Raw genomic sequence first — 15,464 nt, forward strand, 5'->3', positions numbered from 1 at the left:
GGAGGCCCGGCCCGGCCGCGCCGCGGCGCGTCACCCTGCCTGCCCGTTCTCACCCGTCCCAGCGGTTACCGTGCACTCCCTTGACCGGAAGAAACTTCCAGGATATTGGTGATTCCTCGGAAGTTTCCTTCAGTGGATCACCTCCGGAAGGAGCGCACGTGCCCTCCAGACGTACCGTTCTCGCCGCCACCGCGGGTGTCACCGCGTCCCTGGCGATCGGCGCCGACGCCCGCGCCACCGGTGTGGGTGCCGGTGCCGCCAGTGCCGGTGCCGTCACCGGTGCCGGCCGCCCTGACGACCGTAAACTGCGCGCCCTCATCTCCCGGATGACCCTTGAGGAGAAGGTCGGCCAAGTCTTCGTCTCCCGGGTCTACGGCCACTCCGCCACCGCGCCCGACCAGGCGGACATCGACGCCAACCTGCGTGAGCTGGGCGTGCGGACGGCGGCCGAACTGGTCGCCACGTACAAGCTCGGCGGGGTCATCTACTTCGCCTGGGCTCACAACACCCGCGACCCGCACCAGATCGCGAGCCTCTCCAACGGTCTCCAGAAGGCGTCCCTCGCCCAGCCGCGCGGACTGCCGCTGCTGATCTCCACCGACCAGGAGCACGGCATCGTGGCCCGGGTCGGCCGGCCCGCCACGCTCTTCCCCGGCGCCATGGCCATCGGCGCGGGCGGCTCGCGGGGGGACGCCCGGCTGCTCGGGCGGATCGCGGGCAAGGAACTCCGGGCGATGGGGATCCGCCAGGACTACACCCCGGTGGCCGACGTCAATGTGAATCCGGCCAACCCGGTCATCGGCGTCCGCTCCTTCGGCGCCGACCCGGAGGCGGTGGCCGGGCTGGTGACCGCCGAGGTCCGCGGCTACCAGTCGTCGGACGTGGCGGCGACCGCCAAGCACTTCCCGGGCCATGGGGACACCGAGGTCGACAGCCACTACGGCTTCCCGGTGATCACCCACACCCGGGAGGAGTGGGAGCGGCTGGACGCCCCGCCGTTCCGCGCGGCGATCGCGGCCGGCATCGACTCCATCATGACCGCCCACCTCCTGGTCCCGGCGCTGGACGACTCCGGCGACCCCGCCACCCTCTCCCCCAGGATCCTCACCGGACTGCTCCGCGAGGAACTGGGCTACGACGGGCTGGTGGTGACGGACGCGCTCGACATGGCGGGCGTACGGCAGAAGTACGGCGACGACCGGGTGCCGGTGCTGGCGCTGAAGGCCGGGGTGGACGTACTGCTGAACGCGCCGAAGCTGGAGGTGGCCTGGAACGCCGTGCTCAAGGCCGTACAGGACGGTGAGCTGACCGAGGCGCGGCTGGAGGAGTCGATCCTGCGGGTGTTGCGGCTGAAGGCCAAGCTGGATCTGTTCGACGAGCCGTACGTCAGCCGGTCCGGGGTGGACCGGTCGGTCGGCACCGGGGCGCACCTCGCCGCGGCCGACCGGATCGCCGAGCGCACGACCACCCTGCTGGTCAACGAGGACGGGCTCCTCCCGCTGGACCGTGGCACCCACCGGAACGTGCTGGTGCTGGGCGCCGACCCGGCCTCGCCCTCCGGCACCACCGGCCCACCCACCACCGTCCTCGCGCAGGCCCTCACCGAACTGGGCTTCACCGCCACCGCCCTGTCCACCGGGACGGCTCCGAACGCCGCCACGATCGACCGCGCGGTGGCTGCGGCGGAGGACGCGGACGCGGTGGTCATCGGCACGTACAACGTCTCGGCGACCAGTTCCCAGCGCACCCTCGTGAACCGCCTCCTGGCCACCGGCACCCCCGTGGTGGCCCTGGCCATCCGCAACCCCTACGACGTGGCCCAACTCCCCTCCGTCCCCGCCTACGTGGCCACCTACTCCTGGACCGACGTGGAACTACGCGCCGCGGCCCGCGTCATCGCGGGGCGGGTACGCCCCCGGGGCAGACTGCCGGTACCGGTGCAGCGGGCGGACACCCCGGGACAGGTGCTCTACCCCATGGGCCACGGCCTGTCCTACTGAGGTGCCCTCCCCGCACTCCCCGGACTTCCGGAAGTTCAAGCGGGCTTCCGGAAGCCCGGCGGGCGGTCAGTAGGCTCTCGTGCCAGGGGTGCCATGACGAGTGTGGGTGGCCGGGCGTGGCTCGGAGCGAGGATCGCGACTCCGCTGCTGGCGGTGGTGGTCGTGGCGGCGGGCGCGCATCTGTGGCTGAACACGGATGTGTTCACCGGTGAGGAGATGTGCGGTGGTCTGGTGTCCACGGGTATGGCGGGTTCGGTCCTGGACGGTCCCGGCCGGGTGAGTGACGGGGAGGGCCTGGACACCGAACCGGAGGACCCCTTGGTCTTCTCCTGCACCCTGGAATCCACCTCGTTCCTGCCCGGGGCGGGCGGCGGGGAGCTACGGATCTCCGCTGCTCGTGAGCGGGGCGATTTCGCGTTCGTGGAGGAGGGCCGCTGGCCCAGTCCCGCGGCCGTGTCCTTCTTCCCGCCCGTGGAGGGTGGTGCGACAGGCGCGCTGGGCAGCGACGATCACGGCTGGGTCCTGCTCCCCGCCGGGTGCACGACGCAGGACGGCCCGGTGGCGGTCGAGGGCTACGCCCCGGAAGGCACGGACCCGCTGCGGTTCACCCGGCTGCTGACCGAGGTGGCGAACAGGGCGGCCGAACGCGCCGACTGCGCGGCCGACCGTCCCCTCACACCCCCTGAGACCCTCCCGGTACCCCCCGACCCCCGTCCCACCGAACCGGTCTCCGTGTGCGGGCTACCCGGCCTGGCCTTCCCCGGCCCACCCGGACAAGCCGACGTGACCGAACGCGTCCAGGGCGAAACAGGCCCCACCTGGTCCTGCGAAGTGACCGGCCACGCCATCTACGCCATCACCCAGAACCCAGCCCTCGTGACCGCCATCGAATCCTCCCCCGGCTACACGAAACAACCGGACGTGGCCGGCCTCAAGCTCTCGGGATTCGCCCCCACCCAAGTGACCGCCGACTGCGACGGCACCCCCACGTACTTCTCCCTCCGCGTCGAACAGGGCTACACGGAGGCCATAGGCCAGCCCCTGACCCCGCCCCTGCACGACCTCTTCGACAGCTTCCTACGAAACGCGGGCCGCTGGGTGGGCTGCGGCGGGGGCCAGGGCGCAGCGCCGAACCTCAGTCCAGCGTCTTGAGCACATAGGTGCCGGCGTCGTGCGCGCTGCCGAGGCCGTCCCGGGCGATCGCCTTGGTCGTGGTCTCCCCGAGTTCCAGTGCTGTGCCCCAGACATCGATGACGACGACGTTCTCCTTCTCGATGAAATCGGGGTCGTCTGCGGGGTCGGCCGTGCGCAGCAGCTCGCGCCATGAGTCGACCAGGTGTGCGACCGGGTCCTCGGAGTAGGTGGGCGGGCTCTCGGGCGTCCCGTCGGTCAGGCCGGTGAACACGGCGCGCGACCACGCGGTCGCTTCCCCGCCGCCGAGGTCCCGGCGGACATCGGCTGCGATGGCGTCCAGGCTGCCGAGCACATGGGCGTTCCACACCGGCGGTGCGGTGAGTTCGTCTCCCGTGGTCCCCTGCCGTATTTCTGCCAGCTCCTCGGCCGCGGTGCGGGTCGCGGCCGTGCGCACGGTGACGTATGCGCTGGGGTCAGCCGAGACGGCACGGACGGTGCGCAGCAAGGAGTCGCGGGACACCGCCAGATGGACCCCGTCGGCATCCTTCCAGGCAGGCTCGGACGGGGAGCCCTTACGGGTGTACTCCGTGTTCTCGATGCCCAGGACCATGTGAGTATCGGCGGCGTAGTCGGCCAGCGCCACCGCGAGCGGCTCCCGAAGCCCCGGGTCGAGCCGGCCCTCCGTGTCCCCCAGGCTGTCCTCGACGGCCAGCAGCACATCCTTCATGGCCTGCGCCTGCCGGAGTGAATGCTCACCCGGAGCGCTGCCCACGGTCACCTTCTGGATCGCCGACCCCAACTCCCCACAGTCCATACCCTCCGCGTAGCCGTCGCCCAACGCCTCCCGCACACGCTGGTCCTTCAGCAACGCCTCACACCCCCCAGACCGCCCGTCGGAACCGAGAAGCAGCCACGCGGCCACTCCCCCGGCCACCGCCACACCACACGCAGCGGAGATCAACGCGAGGCGCGGGGGCCGTCGAGAGGTGGAGGGAGGCAATGCTTCAGACATGATCTTCCTTGCTGCGGGATGCGAGGCGGACGGTCGGGATCAGTTCGTCGTGTCCGTCAGGTACTTCTGTGCCATGTCGGAGCCCAAGTGGTGGTCGTCCTTCATGGCCTTGATGAGTTCACCCGTACGAAGCTCGCCCTCACGCGTGGTGATGTCGATATCACCCCGTTGACCTGCCCAGGTGTCGACCATGGTCGTCATCTGGTTGTTGGCCTCAAGGTACCTGTCGGCGACGTCGGCATTGGCCGATGCATCCGCGTCGGCCTTCATGGCGTTGCCCCACTGCCAGGCCCAGGTGTCCACTCCACGCTGAAGGGCGTCACCGACCACGATCGAGCCTCCTGCGGTGGGAATGGCCATCGGAGTGACCACCCCTCCGATGACGTGGTACGCGACCTTGGCCTTCCAGTCGGCCTCGCTGTACTCGGCCATCCGGCCGTCATTGATCACATCTTCCCTGATCGCGGTGTACGTTCCCAATGCGGAGCCGGACCTGCGCACCGTGGCTTCCTGCTCGGATGCACTCGCGCCTTCGGGCAGCCCGTACAACTGGGTGTCGATGTAGCGGGACTCCGCCTTGTGGAGAGTGGCGTAAGCCTCCGGGTCCTCGGACAGCCCCCGCATCACTTGGATCAGGTCCTTCTGCGACACGGCGAGGTGCGCGGAGTCGCCCTCGCGGAAGTAACCCTCATCAAGGGCTCTCACATAGTCCGCGTCCTCGCCACCGAGGATCTCGTGCGTGTCATTCGTGTACTGAGCCAGCGCGTTCGCCAAAGGCTGCCGCAGGTTGTCCGGTACGGGCGCGTCCGTGCCCTCGCTCGGCTTGAGCTGCTCGATGATGCCGTGCATGACACGGGCCTGGCTGTCCGTGTGCGGCACCTCCGGCCACGGGTCTTGCCCGTCCTCGAGCGGAGGCTGCCCGGTGGCAGCGGCCTCCAGGGCAGCGCCCAGGCCGACTCGACTCAGGGGATCGTCGAACTCCGTCACCCCGTAGCCCGTGACCACCCTCTGCGGCCAATCACGCTCGTTCAAGAGGTACGTGAGGTGATCGTTCTTCACATGGTCGGCCCCCGTGCCGTTGCCCGCCGGGTCGAAGAAGGCGGTGGCCGCGTCGGGGTTCTTGCTCATGACGCCGAGGACCACGTCGAGGCCGTCCCCGCGGATGCCCTTGTTGCCGGCGCCCCACTCGGTGAACAGACCCTCCTGCTTCTTCTCCGCCGCGATCATGTCGCCGGCCACCTCGTGGAGGAACTGGTCGTCGTACGTGGCGTCGGCGTGGGACATGAGGCCCGCGAAGGACTGGTAGCCGTAGCGGGGGCTGGTGTTCGAGCCGTAGTTCTTGGTGCCGTTCTTCTCCAGGCTCTCCGTCCACTGGCGGTAGAAACGGCCGTCGTCGCTGGCCAGCCACTGGTTGAACCTCGGGGATCCGGGCGGCGCGTCCGTCACCGAGCCGGGGACCTGGGTGGCCTTGGCGACGGTGTCCGCCAGGCCGCCCTGGAGTTGCAGGTACTGGTCCTTGCGGCCCTTGTCGTCGTCGTGGGCGAACTCGTTGAGCCGGTCCGTCAGCTTGATGGTGCCGTCGGTGCCGAGCGCGGTGAGCAGGGTCTGGCTGAAGGCCCGGTCGTCGGAGTTGTCCCGGAAGGCACGCTGGAGCGCCGCCATCTCGGCGTCGGAGATCTTGTCGCCGTCCTTGAGACGGTTCGCTATCTCCTCCGCCTCCCGCGCCTCGTACACCTCGATGTCGCCCTGCGCCTGCCCGTTGAAGCCGTTGAGCGTGCCGTCGGAGGGGTCGCTGTCGATGACCACGGCCTTGAAGGCGACCTCCACGCCCTTGTCCGCGTCGGTGACGGCCTTGACGAGGGCGTCGATCCGGTTCTGCCAGGAGGTGACGGCCTTGCGGACGCTCTCCTGGTAGTCAGGGTCGTGGCGGTAGGCGTTGCGCGCGCCCTCGTCCAGACGGGCCATGTCGAAGGAGACCTCGCCCTTGTCGGTCACCTTCATCCCGGCTTCCACCGCCCCGTCGCGGGCGTCCTTGAGTTCGCCGCGCAGCCGGGTGAACTGGGTGTGCGCGTCCCGCAGCAGCGAGGCGATCGACTTCGCCTCCTGCTGGGCGTTCTGGAACTCCTTGAGCGTGACGTCGAAGCGGCCACCGGCGGCCTGCTGACCCAGGCCCAGCCAAGGGCCACCCAGGGTGATGCCGTGCACATCCCGCTTGTAGGCCCGTTCCTGCTTGTTGAACTCCTTGGCCATGGCGTCCCAGCCCTCGGCCGCGGTGGTGAGCGCGGTGAGGTCGGTGGTCATGGCTTCGTGGTACGTCGGCATGTGGTGTCGGTCCTCGTCGTGCGCGGAAGGGAACGAGTGAACGGAGTGAACAGGGAGGCGCAGAGCCGCGGAGCGGGTGGGGCGTGAGCCCGGTGCGGCTCAGTAGCCGTCCAGGTTCGACGACTGGCGGGCGGTCAGCCCGACCCCGAAGTCCGTCCCCCGGAACAGGGTGTTGGTGGCCCGCAGCGCCTGCTTGTCGGAACCGAGGCGGTTGCCGAGGCGCCCCACCTTCTCGCCCCACGTCGTGTGGGCCTTCTTCAGCGCCGCCGAGGTGACCCAGCCGTCGCCGTCCTTCGCGCCGAACGCCGTCACCGCCGCCCCGGTCCGGTCGTCCGCGTGCTCGCCCGCCTTCTTGGTGTCGGGCTCGATGTGCTGTTCCAGAGCGTTCGCCGCGGCCTTCTTCTGCTCCGGGCTGGATCCAAAGTCCGTCACGTCGTCCCCCGTCCGCTCGTTCGGCGTCCGTTCATCTCATCTGCTCATCCGCTTGATCGCGTACGCCCGTCAGGCTAACAACCGGACCGCGCCTCCTGTGTCACAGCCCCTTCACAGTTGCGTATGGCGTCCGTATGAGGTTCGTACAGCCATCGACGGCGGCTGCAAGCGGCTCGGTACGGCGGGTCCGCCGCGGGCACGGGAAAGGGGCCGGCCCCCTGACGAGCCGGCCCCTCGGTCCTGCGTCGAGCCTGTCGAGCCCTACAGCCACTGCCTCACGGGCGCAGTGCCGGCTCCCGCTCCACGTCACGGACGTCGAGCTTGCGGTCGAAGCGGGCCAGCGGCTTCGCTTCGGACGCGTCCTGCCGGACCGCCGCCGGAGCCACGTCCGCCCACTTGAGGATCTTCGCGGTCGCGAGGGCCTTCTCGTCGGCGACCAGACCGGCCACGTTCGCCCCGTGGTTGGCGCCGGGCGCGGTCATGACGTACGAGTCACGGGCGCCCTTGCCGAGGCGGAAGGGCTCGGCACCCCAGGGGTCGTTCTCGCCGTAGACGAACAGCATCTGGCGGGCGTTGCGCTTGACCCAGCTGTCGATGTCCCGCATGGCGTGCGGCTGGAACCGCATCTCGATGTCCCGCGGGACGTAGGAGCGCGGCGGGAGGTAGCCGTAGCGGATGTACTTCTTCTCGATGTGCGGGAAGTGGATGGTGGGGGCGCCGAGCTGGGTGCCCGCCTGGTAGTAGTACGGCGTGTACGGGGACAGGCCCTGGTCGGTGTAGAACGAGAAGCCCGCGATGGTGTCGACGGAGTTCCAGATCTCGTCGTCCGTGGCGTTCTTGGCGTCGGCCGGGACGGTGGCGCAGTCGGCGACCACGCTGTACTGCCAGAAGCCCCAGACGTAGTCGAGGACGGTGGACTCGTACGCCTTGTCCAGGCTGCCGACGGTGGTGAAGGTGTACCCGTTCTCCGCGGCGTAGGCCGCGTAGCGCTCCTTCAGCACCTCGCGGCGCACCAGCGCCTCGCGCTGCACCCCGTTCAGCCGGTCGCGGCACTCCTTGGTGCCGACGGTGGCGAAGAAGCGGTCGTAGGCCGAGTCCTCCTTGTTCACCACGTCGTTGGGGGCGACGTACGCGACGACGCCGTCCATGTCACGCGGGTAGAAACGCTCGTAGTAGGTGGCGGTCATGCCGCCCTTGGAGCCGCCGGTGGAGATCCAGTTCTCCGAGTAGATCGGCTTCAGCGCCTCGAAGATGCGGTGCTGGTCGCTGGCGGCCTGCCAGATGTCCAGCTTGCTCCAGTCGGCGGGGCTGGGGCGCGACGGTGTGAAGTAGCGGTACTCCATGGAGACCTGGTTGCCGTCCACGATCTGGGTCGGCTCGCGGCGACTCGGGGTCGTGGAGACGTTGTAGCCGCCGGTGTAGAAGACCGTCGGGCGCGAGACGTCCTTGTGCAGCACGGTGATGCGCTGCTCGAACGTGCCCTTGGACGGCCTGCGGTGGTCGACCGGCTGGGTGTAGTGGAACACGAAGAAGCGGTAGCCCGGGTACGGCTTCTCCTGGACCAGGCTCATGCCGGGTACGGCGAGCAGCCGGTCCTTGATGTCCGTGGCCTCCGACTGCTGAGCGGCGGTGGCCGCCCCTGCCGTGCTCAGTGTGCCTATGAGCACCGTGAGCGCGAGCAGCCATCTGAGCGCCTTGCGCATGCACCCTCCCCTGTGAAACCGATGTGCGTCGCCGGAAGCTATCGGAGCAACACGTTCCGCACCAGGGGGTGCTGACGAACCCTAGGGGATTCCCTCAGCGGACTGACCGATTCCGCCCACCTGGGCCAACCACAGGAGTCAGCACAGGATCCAGCCGGAGCTGACGGAGCCTCCGCCCACGGTCCCCCTCACCCGTACGCACCGCTGGCCCGCGTGGACGGTGACCGGTCCGGCCCGCCGGACGAAGCGGCCCTTGTCCGTGACCGGGCGGTTGCCGCGCGCCTGCACGGAGACCGACATCCACTTCCGGCTGCCGACGGTCCTCGGGAGGGCGACGGCGCAGACGTAGCCGCCGCGCTTGAACATCTGCACGGAGCCGGTGGAGAAGGGCAGGGTCCGCATTTTGCGGCCCGCGCAGAACCCCGTCGACGCGGCCTCGGCCTGAGGTGCCGTCAGGGTGAGCAGTCCGCAGGCGGTGAACAGGGCCATGGTGAGCGAGAGCCAGCGGTTCAGCGCGCCCCAGTCCACTGCTGTCGCCCCTTCCGCGGCATCCAAGACAACCGGCCGTACGGGTGTACGGACGCCGCGAGGGCGCCGGATGGTTGCGCGGAGTCCGGCAACCGGTCAGGTCCGTGCCGCCACTTCCCGCACCGCGAGCACGTCCAGGGTGATGGCTCCCTCGTGGACCCGCAGGGGCACCGTGTGCCGGGTGCTGAGCGTGTCTTCGAGACGGGGCCGGTACAAGGGGTGGAGGAGTTCCAGAGCGTCGGGCACGTCGGCCCAGCGGGCCTCGCTGGACTCCTCCGTGGGGCGGGGGGTGCCGGCGACCGGGGCGGCGAGGAACAGCGCGGCGAGGATGCCCCGTTGGGGGTGCTGGTAGACACCGACCAGGCCGCGCACCGCGACCGTCACGCCGGTCTCCTCAAGAGTCTCGCGGGCCGCGGCGGCGTGCAGGCTCTCACCGGGGTCGACGAGACCGCCGGGGAGTTCCCAGCGCTCGGGGCTGCGGCGCCGGGTGATGAGGACCTGCCCGGCGGGGTCGAAGGTGACGCAGGTCGCTCCCAGTCGGTAGGCAGCGTGGTCTGGCATGGCGGTCCTTGTCGGTCTTCGCTCCGTGCCCACCGGGTGTTCGGGGTGGGTGTTCGGGGTGGGCGTTCCGGGTGGGTGTTCCGGATGGGTGTTCCGGGTGGCGGTTCCGGGTGGGTGTTCCGGGTGGGTGTTCCGGGTGGGTGTTCCGGGTGGCGGTTCCGGGTGGCGGTTCCGGTGGGTGTCTCGTCCGGGCGCCTTGCCCGGGTGTTTCGCCCGGGTGTCTCGCCCCGGTGCCTCGTCCGGGTGTCCCGTCCCGGTGTCTCGCCCCGGTGTCCCGTCACCTTCGGGACGGTGGGCCGGGGGGTGTGCGGTGGATGAGGAGGTAGCGCCACAGCAGGAGACGGCGGATCTCGCTGCCGGGCAGCAGGTCCCGGGCGCCCTCGGTGATCTCTTCGAGGGACATGGCGGGTGCCGTCGTCGGTGCGGCGGGGCGTCGGGGAGGCGAGGGGCGGGTGAGGGCCTCCCGGACGGCCGTCGCCGTTCTGTACCCGGTGTTCACCGCGACCGCGGCCACGCTGGTCAGGTGGTCGGTGAGGCTCTGTTCGCGGTAGCAGCCGAGGACCAGGAGGACCCCGCCGGGGCGCAGCGCGTCCCGCAGTGCGGCGAGGGTGGCGAACGGTATGTGGTGCAGGCTCGCGACACAGGAGATGACGTCGTAGGTGGCGGGCGGCGGCGGGACGCGGGTGATGTCCGCGTGGCGGAAGCTCAGGCGGCCTGGACCGGGGCCGCCCCCGTGGAGGCGCCGTGCCGCGGCGACCGTCTCCGCGTCGCGGTCGACGGCGTCCACGTCCAGGCCGCGGCGGGCGAGGGCCGCGGCGAACCGGCCGGTGCCGCAGCCCACGTCCAGTGCCCGTCCGCCGCCGGCCGGAACCTCGCGGAGCAGAAGGGGATGATAGTGGTCGTTGTGGTCGAAGGGCACCCGCGCATCATGGCACGGGAGGGTCCGGGTCCGCGGTCCCGACGGGTCGGCCCGGGACGGCCCCGGTCCGCCGGCGCCGGGTGAGCGGGAGGGCCGCCAGGCCGAGCCAGGCGACCGCGAGGAGCTGTCCCGCGAGTACGTCGACGACATGGTGCACGCCCAGCAGGACCCGGCTGAACGACACGAGGTCGGCGAGGGCCACCGCCGGGACGAGGAGTGCCGTGGGACGGCGGGCGCCGAGGACTTCGTTCAGGGCGATCGCGGCCAGCACGTACCCGGTGCTCACACCGACGGCGTGGCCGCTGGGGAACGAGAGGCCGTCGGCGGCGATCGACGCACAGGCGAACCCGGGGCGTTCCCGGCCCGTCCACCCTTTGAGGAGGCCGCAGCTGACCGTCGCCGCGTACGGGACGGCGAGGAGGACGGCCGCGGCGACGAAGTCCCGGCGGACCAGGGCCGACAGGGCGGTGCCGACCGCCAGCAGGGTCACCGGCCCGGGATCGCCCCAGGCGGTGAGCGGCCTCAGCAGCGCCTGCGCGGCCGGGTGGTCCGCCGTCCAGACGCACAGGGCGTTGCTGAGCCCGACGTCGCCGCCGGACACCGCCACCGCGAGGAGCGCGGCGCAGTGCAGGGCGAGCCAGGTGGCGAGCAGGGTCGCACCGTACGGCGTCGGGCCCGGCGGACGGAGGCGGTTCACGGGGCGGTGACGGTCCCCTTGATGGCCGTCATCAGCGCGCGCGGCGAGCCGATCGACCGCAGCACGGCGTCGTCGAGCCGGCAGTCGAAGTTCTCCTCGACCCGGTTGATGATCTCCAGTTGGCTGAGGGAGTCGAGCCCGAGCTCGGCGAAGGTGGCGTCGAGTGCGCTCTCGCCGAGGGGGTCACCGGTGATGTCCTCCATGAGCGGGTTGAGGATGGCGATGAATTCCTGCTCGGTCATGAGTGTTTCTCCTCAGGGGGTGGGGACGGGACTCTTTCGGCTCTCGTTCGGCGCGTGCCGCGCGTGCCGCGGGGGCCATGGGGGGCGCGGGGGGCGCGGGCGCGCCAGCGCATCCGGACGGTGGTGAGGCCCCAGGCGGCGACGGAGAAGACGGCGAGGACGGTGAGGTGCCCGGCCGGTTCGCCCGTGCCGGTGAGCGCGGACCGCAGGGCGGCGGAGGCGTGGACGGCGGGGTTGAGGTGGCCGATCCACACCAGGGTCTCGGGGAGCAGCGCGGGCGGGACGGCGACGGGGCCCAGGGCCAGCATCAGCAGGGTGGTGGCGAGGCTGACGGAGGTGGCCTGTTCGATGGAGGCCGACCGGCTGCCGATGAGCGCGCCGAGTCCGGCCGAGGGCAGCAGGGCCAGGGCGAGGCACACGGGCAGCAGCGGGGACGGTCGCAGGGGTACGTCGAGCAGAAGTGTTCCGGCGGCGACGGTGAGGAGCACCGCGGGGAGCGACAGGAGGAAGAAGGCGGCGAGGGTGGCGAGGACGAGTGCCTCGCGGCGCACCGGCAGGGCCGCGTAGAACTCGAACGCCCCGGTGTTCCGCAGGAAGGAGAAATTGCTGGCGATCTTGTTCTGGGTCTCGAAGAGGATGGCCATCGTCACGCTGCCGGTCATCACATAGGCGCCGGCCTCGCCGCCGGAGTGCCGGGCGAAGAGGCCGAGGCCGGCCAGTCCGACCAGGGGGGCGAGCATTCCGGTGAGGACCATCTGCGGCCAGGACCAGCGCCAGTTGGTGAGCTGGACCCGGAACAGGTCCCATACCTGGCCGGCGAAGCAGAGGCCCCGTGGTGCGTCACGCATGGCGGAGGTACACGTCCTCCAGCGTGGCGGTGTGCAGGGCGAATTCCGGCAGGGCGGCCAGGTCCATGTCGACGGCGAGCCGGGCCAGGTCCGCCGACGCCAGATGGGCGACCACCCTGCCCCCGTGATGGGACCGCACCCGCACGTAGTCCGGCAGTTCCGGGGGCCGGTCCTGCGGGTGGGAGAAGGTGAGCCGTACGTGGGAGCGCAGCGGGATCTTCAGTTCGGCGGGCGGTCCGACCGCGGCGAGCACGCCGTCGCGGAGGATGCCGACCTGCTCGATGACCTGCTCCGCCTCCACGGCGTTGTGGGTGATGAGGACGATGGTGCGGCCGTCGGTCCGGTGCAGGGCTCGCAGCAGGTCCCAGACCTGGCGGCGGCGGGCGGGGTCGAGTTCGTTGGTCGGTTCGTCGAGGACGAGCACGGGCGGGGAGCCGGTGAGGGTGACGGCGAGCTGGAGCAGCCGCCGTTCGCCGCCGGACAGTTGCCGTGCCGCTTTCCTCGCGAGGTGGCCCAGGTCGAGCAGGTCGAGCAGGCGGTCGCGTTCGAGGCGGGCGGCCCGGGCGGGCAGACCGCGCAGATGGGCGGTGTAGTAGAGCGACTCACGGACCGTCAGGCTGTTCAGCGCGAACGCGGACTGCGGCATGTAGCCGACGGTGCGGGTGGTGAAGCGGGGGTGGGTGAGGACGGACCGGCCGAAGAGCAGGATCCTCCCCCGGTCGGGTCGGACGAGGCCGAGCATCTGCTTGATGAGGGTGGTCTTTCCGGCGCCGTTGCCGCCGAGGAGGCCGAAGAAGGCGCCTTCGCGGATGCGGAAGGTGACGTCCTCGGTCACCGGGGCCGATGATTTCTCGTACCGCTTGCTGACGTTCTGGACCTCGTAGGCGTACGGGGTGCCGGTCATCCGGGGTGGGTCCCTTCTGTCATGCGCCGCCAGGTCGCCCGGATCAGCGCGGCGGCCACGGTGATGTCCGGGGCTTCCTCCTGGGGGCGGACCGTCCGGCCGAACCGGCGCAGGAAGCCGCTCATGGTGGGCGCGGTGGGCAGATAGCCGTGGGACGCGGACGCGACGTGCTCCCGGGCCGCGTCCTGCCCGTACTGGAACTCGATGTGCGGGCCGCAGGAGATCGTGAGGCGGCCGGTGCGCGGGCTGTCCGTGGGCAGGCCGAGCCGCCCCCGCTCGTCGCGGCCGAGGACGGAGACGGTCGGGTCCAGGGCGCGCAGCCCGCGGATCAGACGCTGTTCCTCGTCGGCGGCGAGGGGGGCGTCGGCGTAGAGGTAGGCGCAGTTGCTGTCGCCCTGGAAGACCATGCGGTCCAGGGCTCCGGCGTCGGCGAGGAGCCGGTTGGGGCGCAGATGGGTCTCGACGTAGTCGATGCCGTGGTCGGAGAAGAACACGATCTCCGCGCCCGGTCCGGCCTCCTGGGCGAGGCGGGCGGCGGCGGCGTCGATCTCGGCGTACACGTCGAGGATCTGCTGCCAGGCGTGCCGCCGCTCGGTGCCGAAGCCCCGTTCGGCGTGCCAGTAGAGGAACTCCTGGGCGTGGTCGGCCTGGTTGAAGCGGACGAGCAGCACGTCCGGGTCGTGGGTGCGCAGTGCGGTGAGCGCGGTGTGCTCGATCCATGCCGTACGGGGTGCCTCGTGGAAGCGGTGGCCGGGGCCGGCGGTGTACGTGGGGTGCAGGGACGCCGGTCCGCTGCCGGGGGGTTCGGCGGTGACGGTCAGGCCGCCGTGGGCGCGGACGATCACCGCCGTGCCCAGGCGCAGGGTGACGGCCGCCGGGTCCGTGTCGAGGAGGGTCGCCGCGACCGACACCTCGCCCACGGCCGTGGGCGCGTCGAGCCGGACGGGGTGTGCGGGCCGCAGCGCCCGGGGGGCCGCTCCGGCAAGGGTGACGTGGACGAGGTCGCCGGACGGGTCGAGGGTGGTGGTGAGGTGTACGGGGTGGCCGAGGTAGGTGACGGGGCGGGTCCCGGTGCGGGTGCCCGAAGCACGGTCGGTGAGGGGAACGGTGAGGTCGCGGGCCGGGGCGTAGAGGCAGTAGCAGCTGGGGACATCGGGGGTGCCGTCCCGGCGGGCGAACGTGTGCGGGAAGTGCACCGCGACGGCCGACGCCCCGTGCTCGGCGAACCGGTCGAGGAGGTCCGGTGCGGTGAGCGAGCCGCGCTCGTAGGGGTGGAACGCGGACAGCGGGTCGTCGGCGCGCGTACGGATCTCGGCGACGCTCTGGGTCTCCCAGAACCGGTTGCCGACGATGCCGTGGCCCGCCGGGGTGCGGCCGGTGAGGAAGGAGGCGTGCGCGGGCGCGGTCGACGACGGGAAGACGCTGCGCATCGTGCGGACCCCGGTGTCGGTCAGGCCGGGCAGGACGCGGGTGAGGTTGAAGAAGTCATGGCGGCGGATCAGGTCGGGAAGACCGCCGTCGACGCAGATGATCACCAGGCGGGGGCGGGGGCCGCTCATGCCGCTCCTCCGGGGCCGCGGGCGGGGACGGTCCCGTCGGGGCAGGGGGTGTGGTTGTGGCGGTGCAGCAGCCAGGCTCCGGCCGGGCAGCCGGGGCGGTACTGCCACTGGGTGATCGCGGCGTGGTCCACCTGGAGTTCCATCCTGTCTCCCCCGCCGGCGACGAGTTCGTGCAGTGCGTCGAAGAAGCCGCTGTGGGTGACCAGGACGATCCGGTGTCCGGGGTCCGGTCTGCGGCACAGGTCGGCGACGCAGTCCCGGACCCGGCCGAGGAAGTCCGGCCACGCCTCGGTGTCCGGCGGGTGTACGGCGTCCCGCCGTTCCCTGGGCGGGGGCAGCCCGGCGCCGCCGGGACCGGTGCGGATCTCGTCGAGCCGCGCGTCCTCGTGGCACGCGAGGCGGGTGCCCTCGGCGACGACGGCGGCGGTCTCCCGGGCCCGCGGCAGGCAGCTCGTCCGGATCTCGGTCACTTCGTGGCGGGCGAGCCAGCGGGCCGCGGCAGCGGCCTGCCGCCGTCCCGTCGGGGTGAGGCGGCGCCGGTCGCCGCCGCCCGGGGCGGGCCGGGAGCGGTCCTGGGCGTGGCGCATCAGGTAGAGGTGCATG

The 15,464-nt window shown here is 71.2% G+C and carries 15 protein-coding genes; 2 read left to right on the forward strand and 13 right to left on the reverse strand.

What is annotated here, in order from left to right:
- Window positions 1-158 precede the first annotated feature (158 nt).
- Window positions 159-2,000, forward strand: coding sequence for a glycoside hydrolase family 3 protein (locus ACIQNG_RS06280; RefSeq protein WP_401482837.1), 1,842 nt, complete (start codon window positions 159-161; stop codon window positions 1,998-2,000).
- A 93-nt stretch (window positions 2,001-2,093) separates the two neighbouring features.
- Window positions 2,094-3,152 carry a hypothetical protein gene (locus tag ACIQNG_RS06285; protein ID WP_401482838.1) on the forward strand — a complete coding sequence of 353 codons (1,059 nt, stop codon included), beginning with the start codon at window positions 2,094-2,096 and terminating at the stop codon, window positions 3,150-3,152.
- Here ACIQNG_RS06285 and ACIQNG_RS06290 read toward each other — a convergent pair.
- The 13 genes from ACIQNG_RS06290 to ACIQNG_RS06350 all read right to left on the reverse strand — a co-directional run bounded on the left by ACIQNG_RS06290 (window position 3,136) and on the right by ACIQNG_RS06350 (window position 15,463).
- Entirely contained in the window at window positions 3,136-3,984 is an 849-nt protein-coding gene (locus ACIQNG_RS06290; RefSeq protein ID WP_401482839.1) for a hypothetical protein, read from the reverse strand. The two genes, ACIQNG_RS06285 and ACIQNG_RS06290, sit on opposite strands and share 17 nt — an antisense overlap.
- 201 nt (window positions 3,985-4,185) lie before the next feature.
- Window positions 4,186-6,468, reverse strand: coding sequence for a hypothetical protein (locus ACIQNG_RS06295; protein ID WP_401482840.1), 2,283 nt, complete (start codon window positions 6,466-6,468; stop codon window positions 4,186-4,188).
- Between the two features lie 99 nt (window positions 6,469-6,567).
- Entirely contained in the window at window positions 6,568-6,900 is a 333-nt protein-coding gene (locus tag ACIQNG_RS06300; protein WP_401433177.1) for a hypothetical protein, read from the reverse strand.
- Between the two features lie 275 nt (window positions 6,901-7,175).
- A complete protein-coding gene (locus ACIQNG_RS06305) occupies window positions 7,176-8,603 on the reverse strand; it encodes a S28 family serine protease (RefSeq protein ID WP_401482841.1) in 1,428 nt (475 codons plus the stop codon).
- A 138-nt stretch (window positions 8,604-8,741) separates the two neighbouring features.
- The gene (locus tag ACIQNG_RS06310) at window positions 8,742-9,131 is read right to left on the reverse strand and encodes a hypothetical protein (protein ID WP_401483066.1); all 390 of its coding nucleotides are present in this window, start codon (window positions 9,129-9,131) and stop codon (window positions 8,742-8,744) included.
- Window positions 9,132-9,227: 96 nt separating this feature from the next.
- On the reverse strand, window positions 9,228-9,692 hold the full coding sequence (locus ACIQNG_RS06315) for an NUDIX hydrolase (protein ID WP_401482842.1): 465 nt from the start codon (window positions 9,690-9,692) through the stop codon (window positions 9,228-9,230).
- Window positions 9,693-9,969: 277 nt separating this feature from the next.
- Window positions 9,970-10,611 carry a class I SAM-dependent methyltransferase gene (locus tag ACIQNG_RS06320; RefSeq protein WP_401482843.1) on the reverse strand — a complete coding sequence of 214 codons (642 nt, stop codon included), beginning with the start codon at window positions 10,609-10,611 and terminating at the stop codon, window positions 9,970-9,972.
- 7 nt (window positions 10,612-10,618) lie between these two features.
- On the reverse strand, window positions 10,619-11,308 hold the full coding sequence (locus ACIQNG_RS06325; RefSeq protein ID WP_401482844.1) for a phosphatase PAP2 family protein: 690 nt from the start codon (window positions 11,306-11,308) through the stop codon (window positions 10,619-10,621).
- Entirely contained in the window at window positions 11,305-11,550 is a 246-nt protein-coding gene (locus tag ACIQNG_RS06330; protein ID WP_401482845.1) for an acyl carrier protein, read from the reverse strand. The genes ACIQNG_RS06325 and ACIQNG_RS06330 overlap by 4 nt, the downstream gene beginning before the upstream one ends.
- Window positions 11,547-12,398, reverse strand: coding sequence for an ABC transporter permease (locus ACIQNG_RS06335; RefSeq protein WP_401482846.1), 852 nt, complete (start codon window positions 12,396-12,398; stop codon window positions 11,547-11,549). The genes ACIQNG_RS06330 and ACIQNG_RS06335 overlap by 4 nt, the downstream gene beginning before the upstream one ends.
- Window positions 12,391-13,302: an ABC transporter ATP-binding protein gene (locus ACIQNG_RS06340; RefSeq protein WP_401482847.1), complete on the reverse strand. Its 912-nt coding sequence runs from the start codon at window positions 13,300-13,302 to the stop codon at window positions 12,391-12,393. The genes ACIQNG_RS06335 and ACIQNG_RS06340 overlap by 8 nt, the downstream gene beginning before the upstream one ends.
- Window positions 13,299-14,861 (reverse strand): alkaline phosphatase family protein, encoded by a 1,563-nt coding sequence (locus ACIQNG_RS06345; RefSeq protein ID WP_401482848.1) that lies wholly within the window; start codon window positions 14,859-14,861, stop codon window positions 13,299-13,301. The genes ACIQNG_RS06340 and ACIQNG_RS06345 overlap by 4 nt, the downstream gene beginning before the upstream one ends.
- Entirely contained in the window at window positions 14,858-15,463 is a 606-nt protein-coding gene (locus ACIQNG_RS06350) for a histidine phosphatase family protein (RefSeq protein WP_401482849.1), read from the reverse strand. The genes ACIQNG_RS06345 and ACIQNG_RS06350 overlap by 4 nt, the downstream gene beginning before the upstream one ends.
- Window position 15,464: the final 1 nt, after the last annotated feature.

The sequence above is a fragment of the Streptomyces sp. NPDC091377 genome (assembly GCF_044757045.1).
GTDB lineage: Bacteria > Actinomycetota > Actinomycetes > Streptomycetales > Streptomycetaceae > Streptomyces.

What these genes read in the sequence shown, in the direction of transcription:
- ACIQNG_RS06285 (WP_401482838.1), top strand. Translation starts at nt 2,094, where the DNA reads ATGACGAGTGTGGGTGGCCGGGCGTGGCTCGGAGCGAGGATCGCGACT.
- ACIQNG_RS06295 (WP_401482840.1), bottom strand. Translation starts at nt 6,468, where the DNA reads ATGCCGACGTACCACGAAGCCATGACCACCGACCTCACCGCGCTCACC.
- ACIQNG_RS06305 (WP_401482841.1), bottom strand. Translation starts at nt 8,603, where the DNA reads ATGCGCAAGGCGCTCAGATGGCTGCTCGCGCTCACGGTGCTCATAGGC.
- ACIQNG_RS06315 (WP_401482842.1), bottom strand. Translation starts at nt 9,692, where the DNA reads ATGCCAGACCACGCTGCCTACCGACTGGGAGCGACCTGCGTCACCTTC.
- ACIQNG_RS06330 (WP_401482845.1), bottom strand. Translation starts at nt 11,550, where the DNA reads ATGACCGAGCAGGAATTCATCGCCATCCTCAACCCGCTCATGGAGGAC.
- ACIQNG_RS06335 (WP_401482846.1), bottom strand. Translation starts at nt 12,398, where the DNA reads ATGCGTGACGCACCACGGGGCCTCTGCTTCGCCGGCCAGGTATGGGAC.
- ACIQNG_RS06340 (WP_401482847.1), bottom strand. Translation starts at nt 13,302, where the DNA reads ATGACCGGCACCCCGTACGCCTACGAGGTCCAGAACGTCAGCAAGCGG.
- ACIQNG_RS06345 (WP_401482848.1), bottom strand. Translation starts at nt 14,861, where the DNA reads ATGAGCGGCCCCCGCCCCCGCCTGGTGATCATCTGCGTCGACGGCGGT.
- ACIQNG_RS06350 (WP_401482849.1), bottom strand. Translation starts at nt 15,463, where the DNA reads ATGCACCTCTACCTGATGCGCCACGCCCAGGACCGCTCCCGGCCCGCC.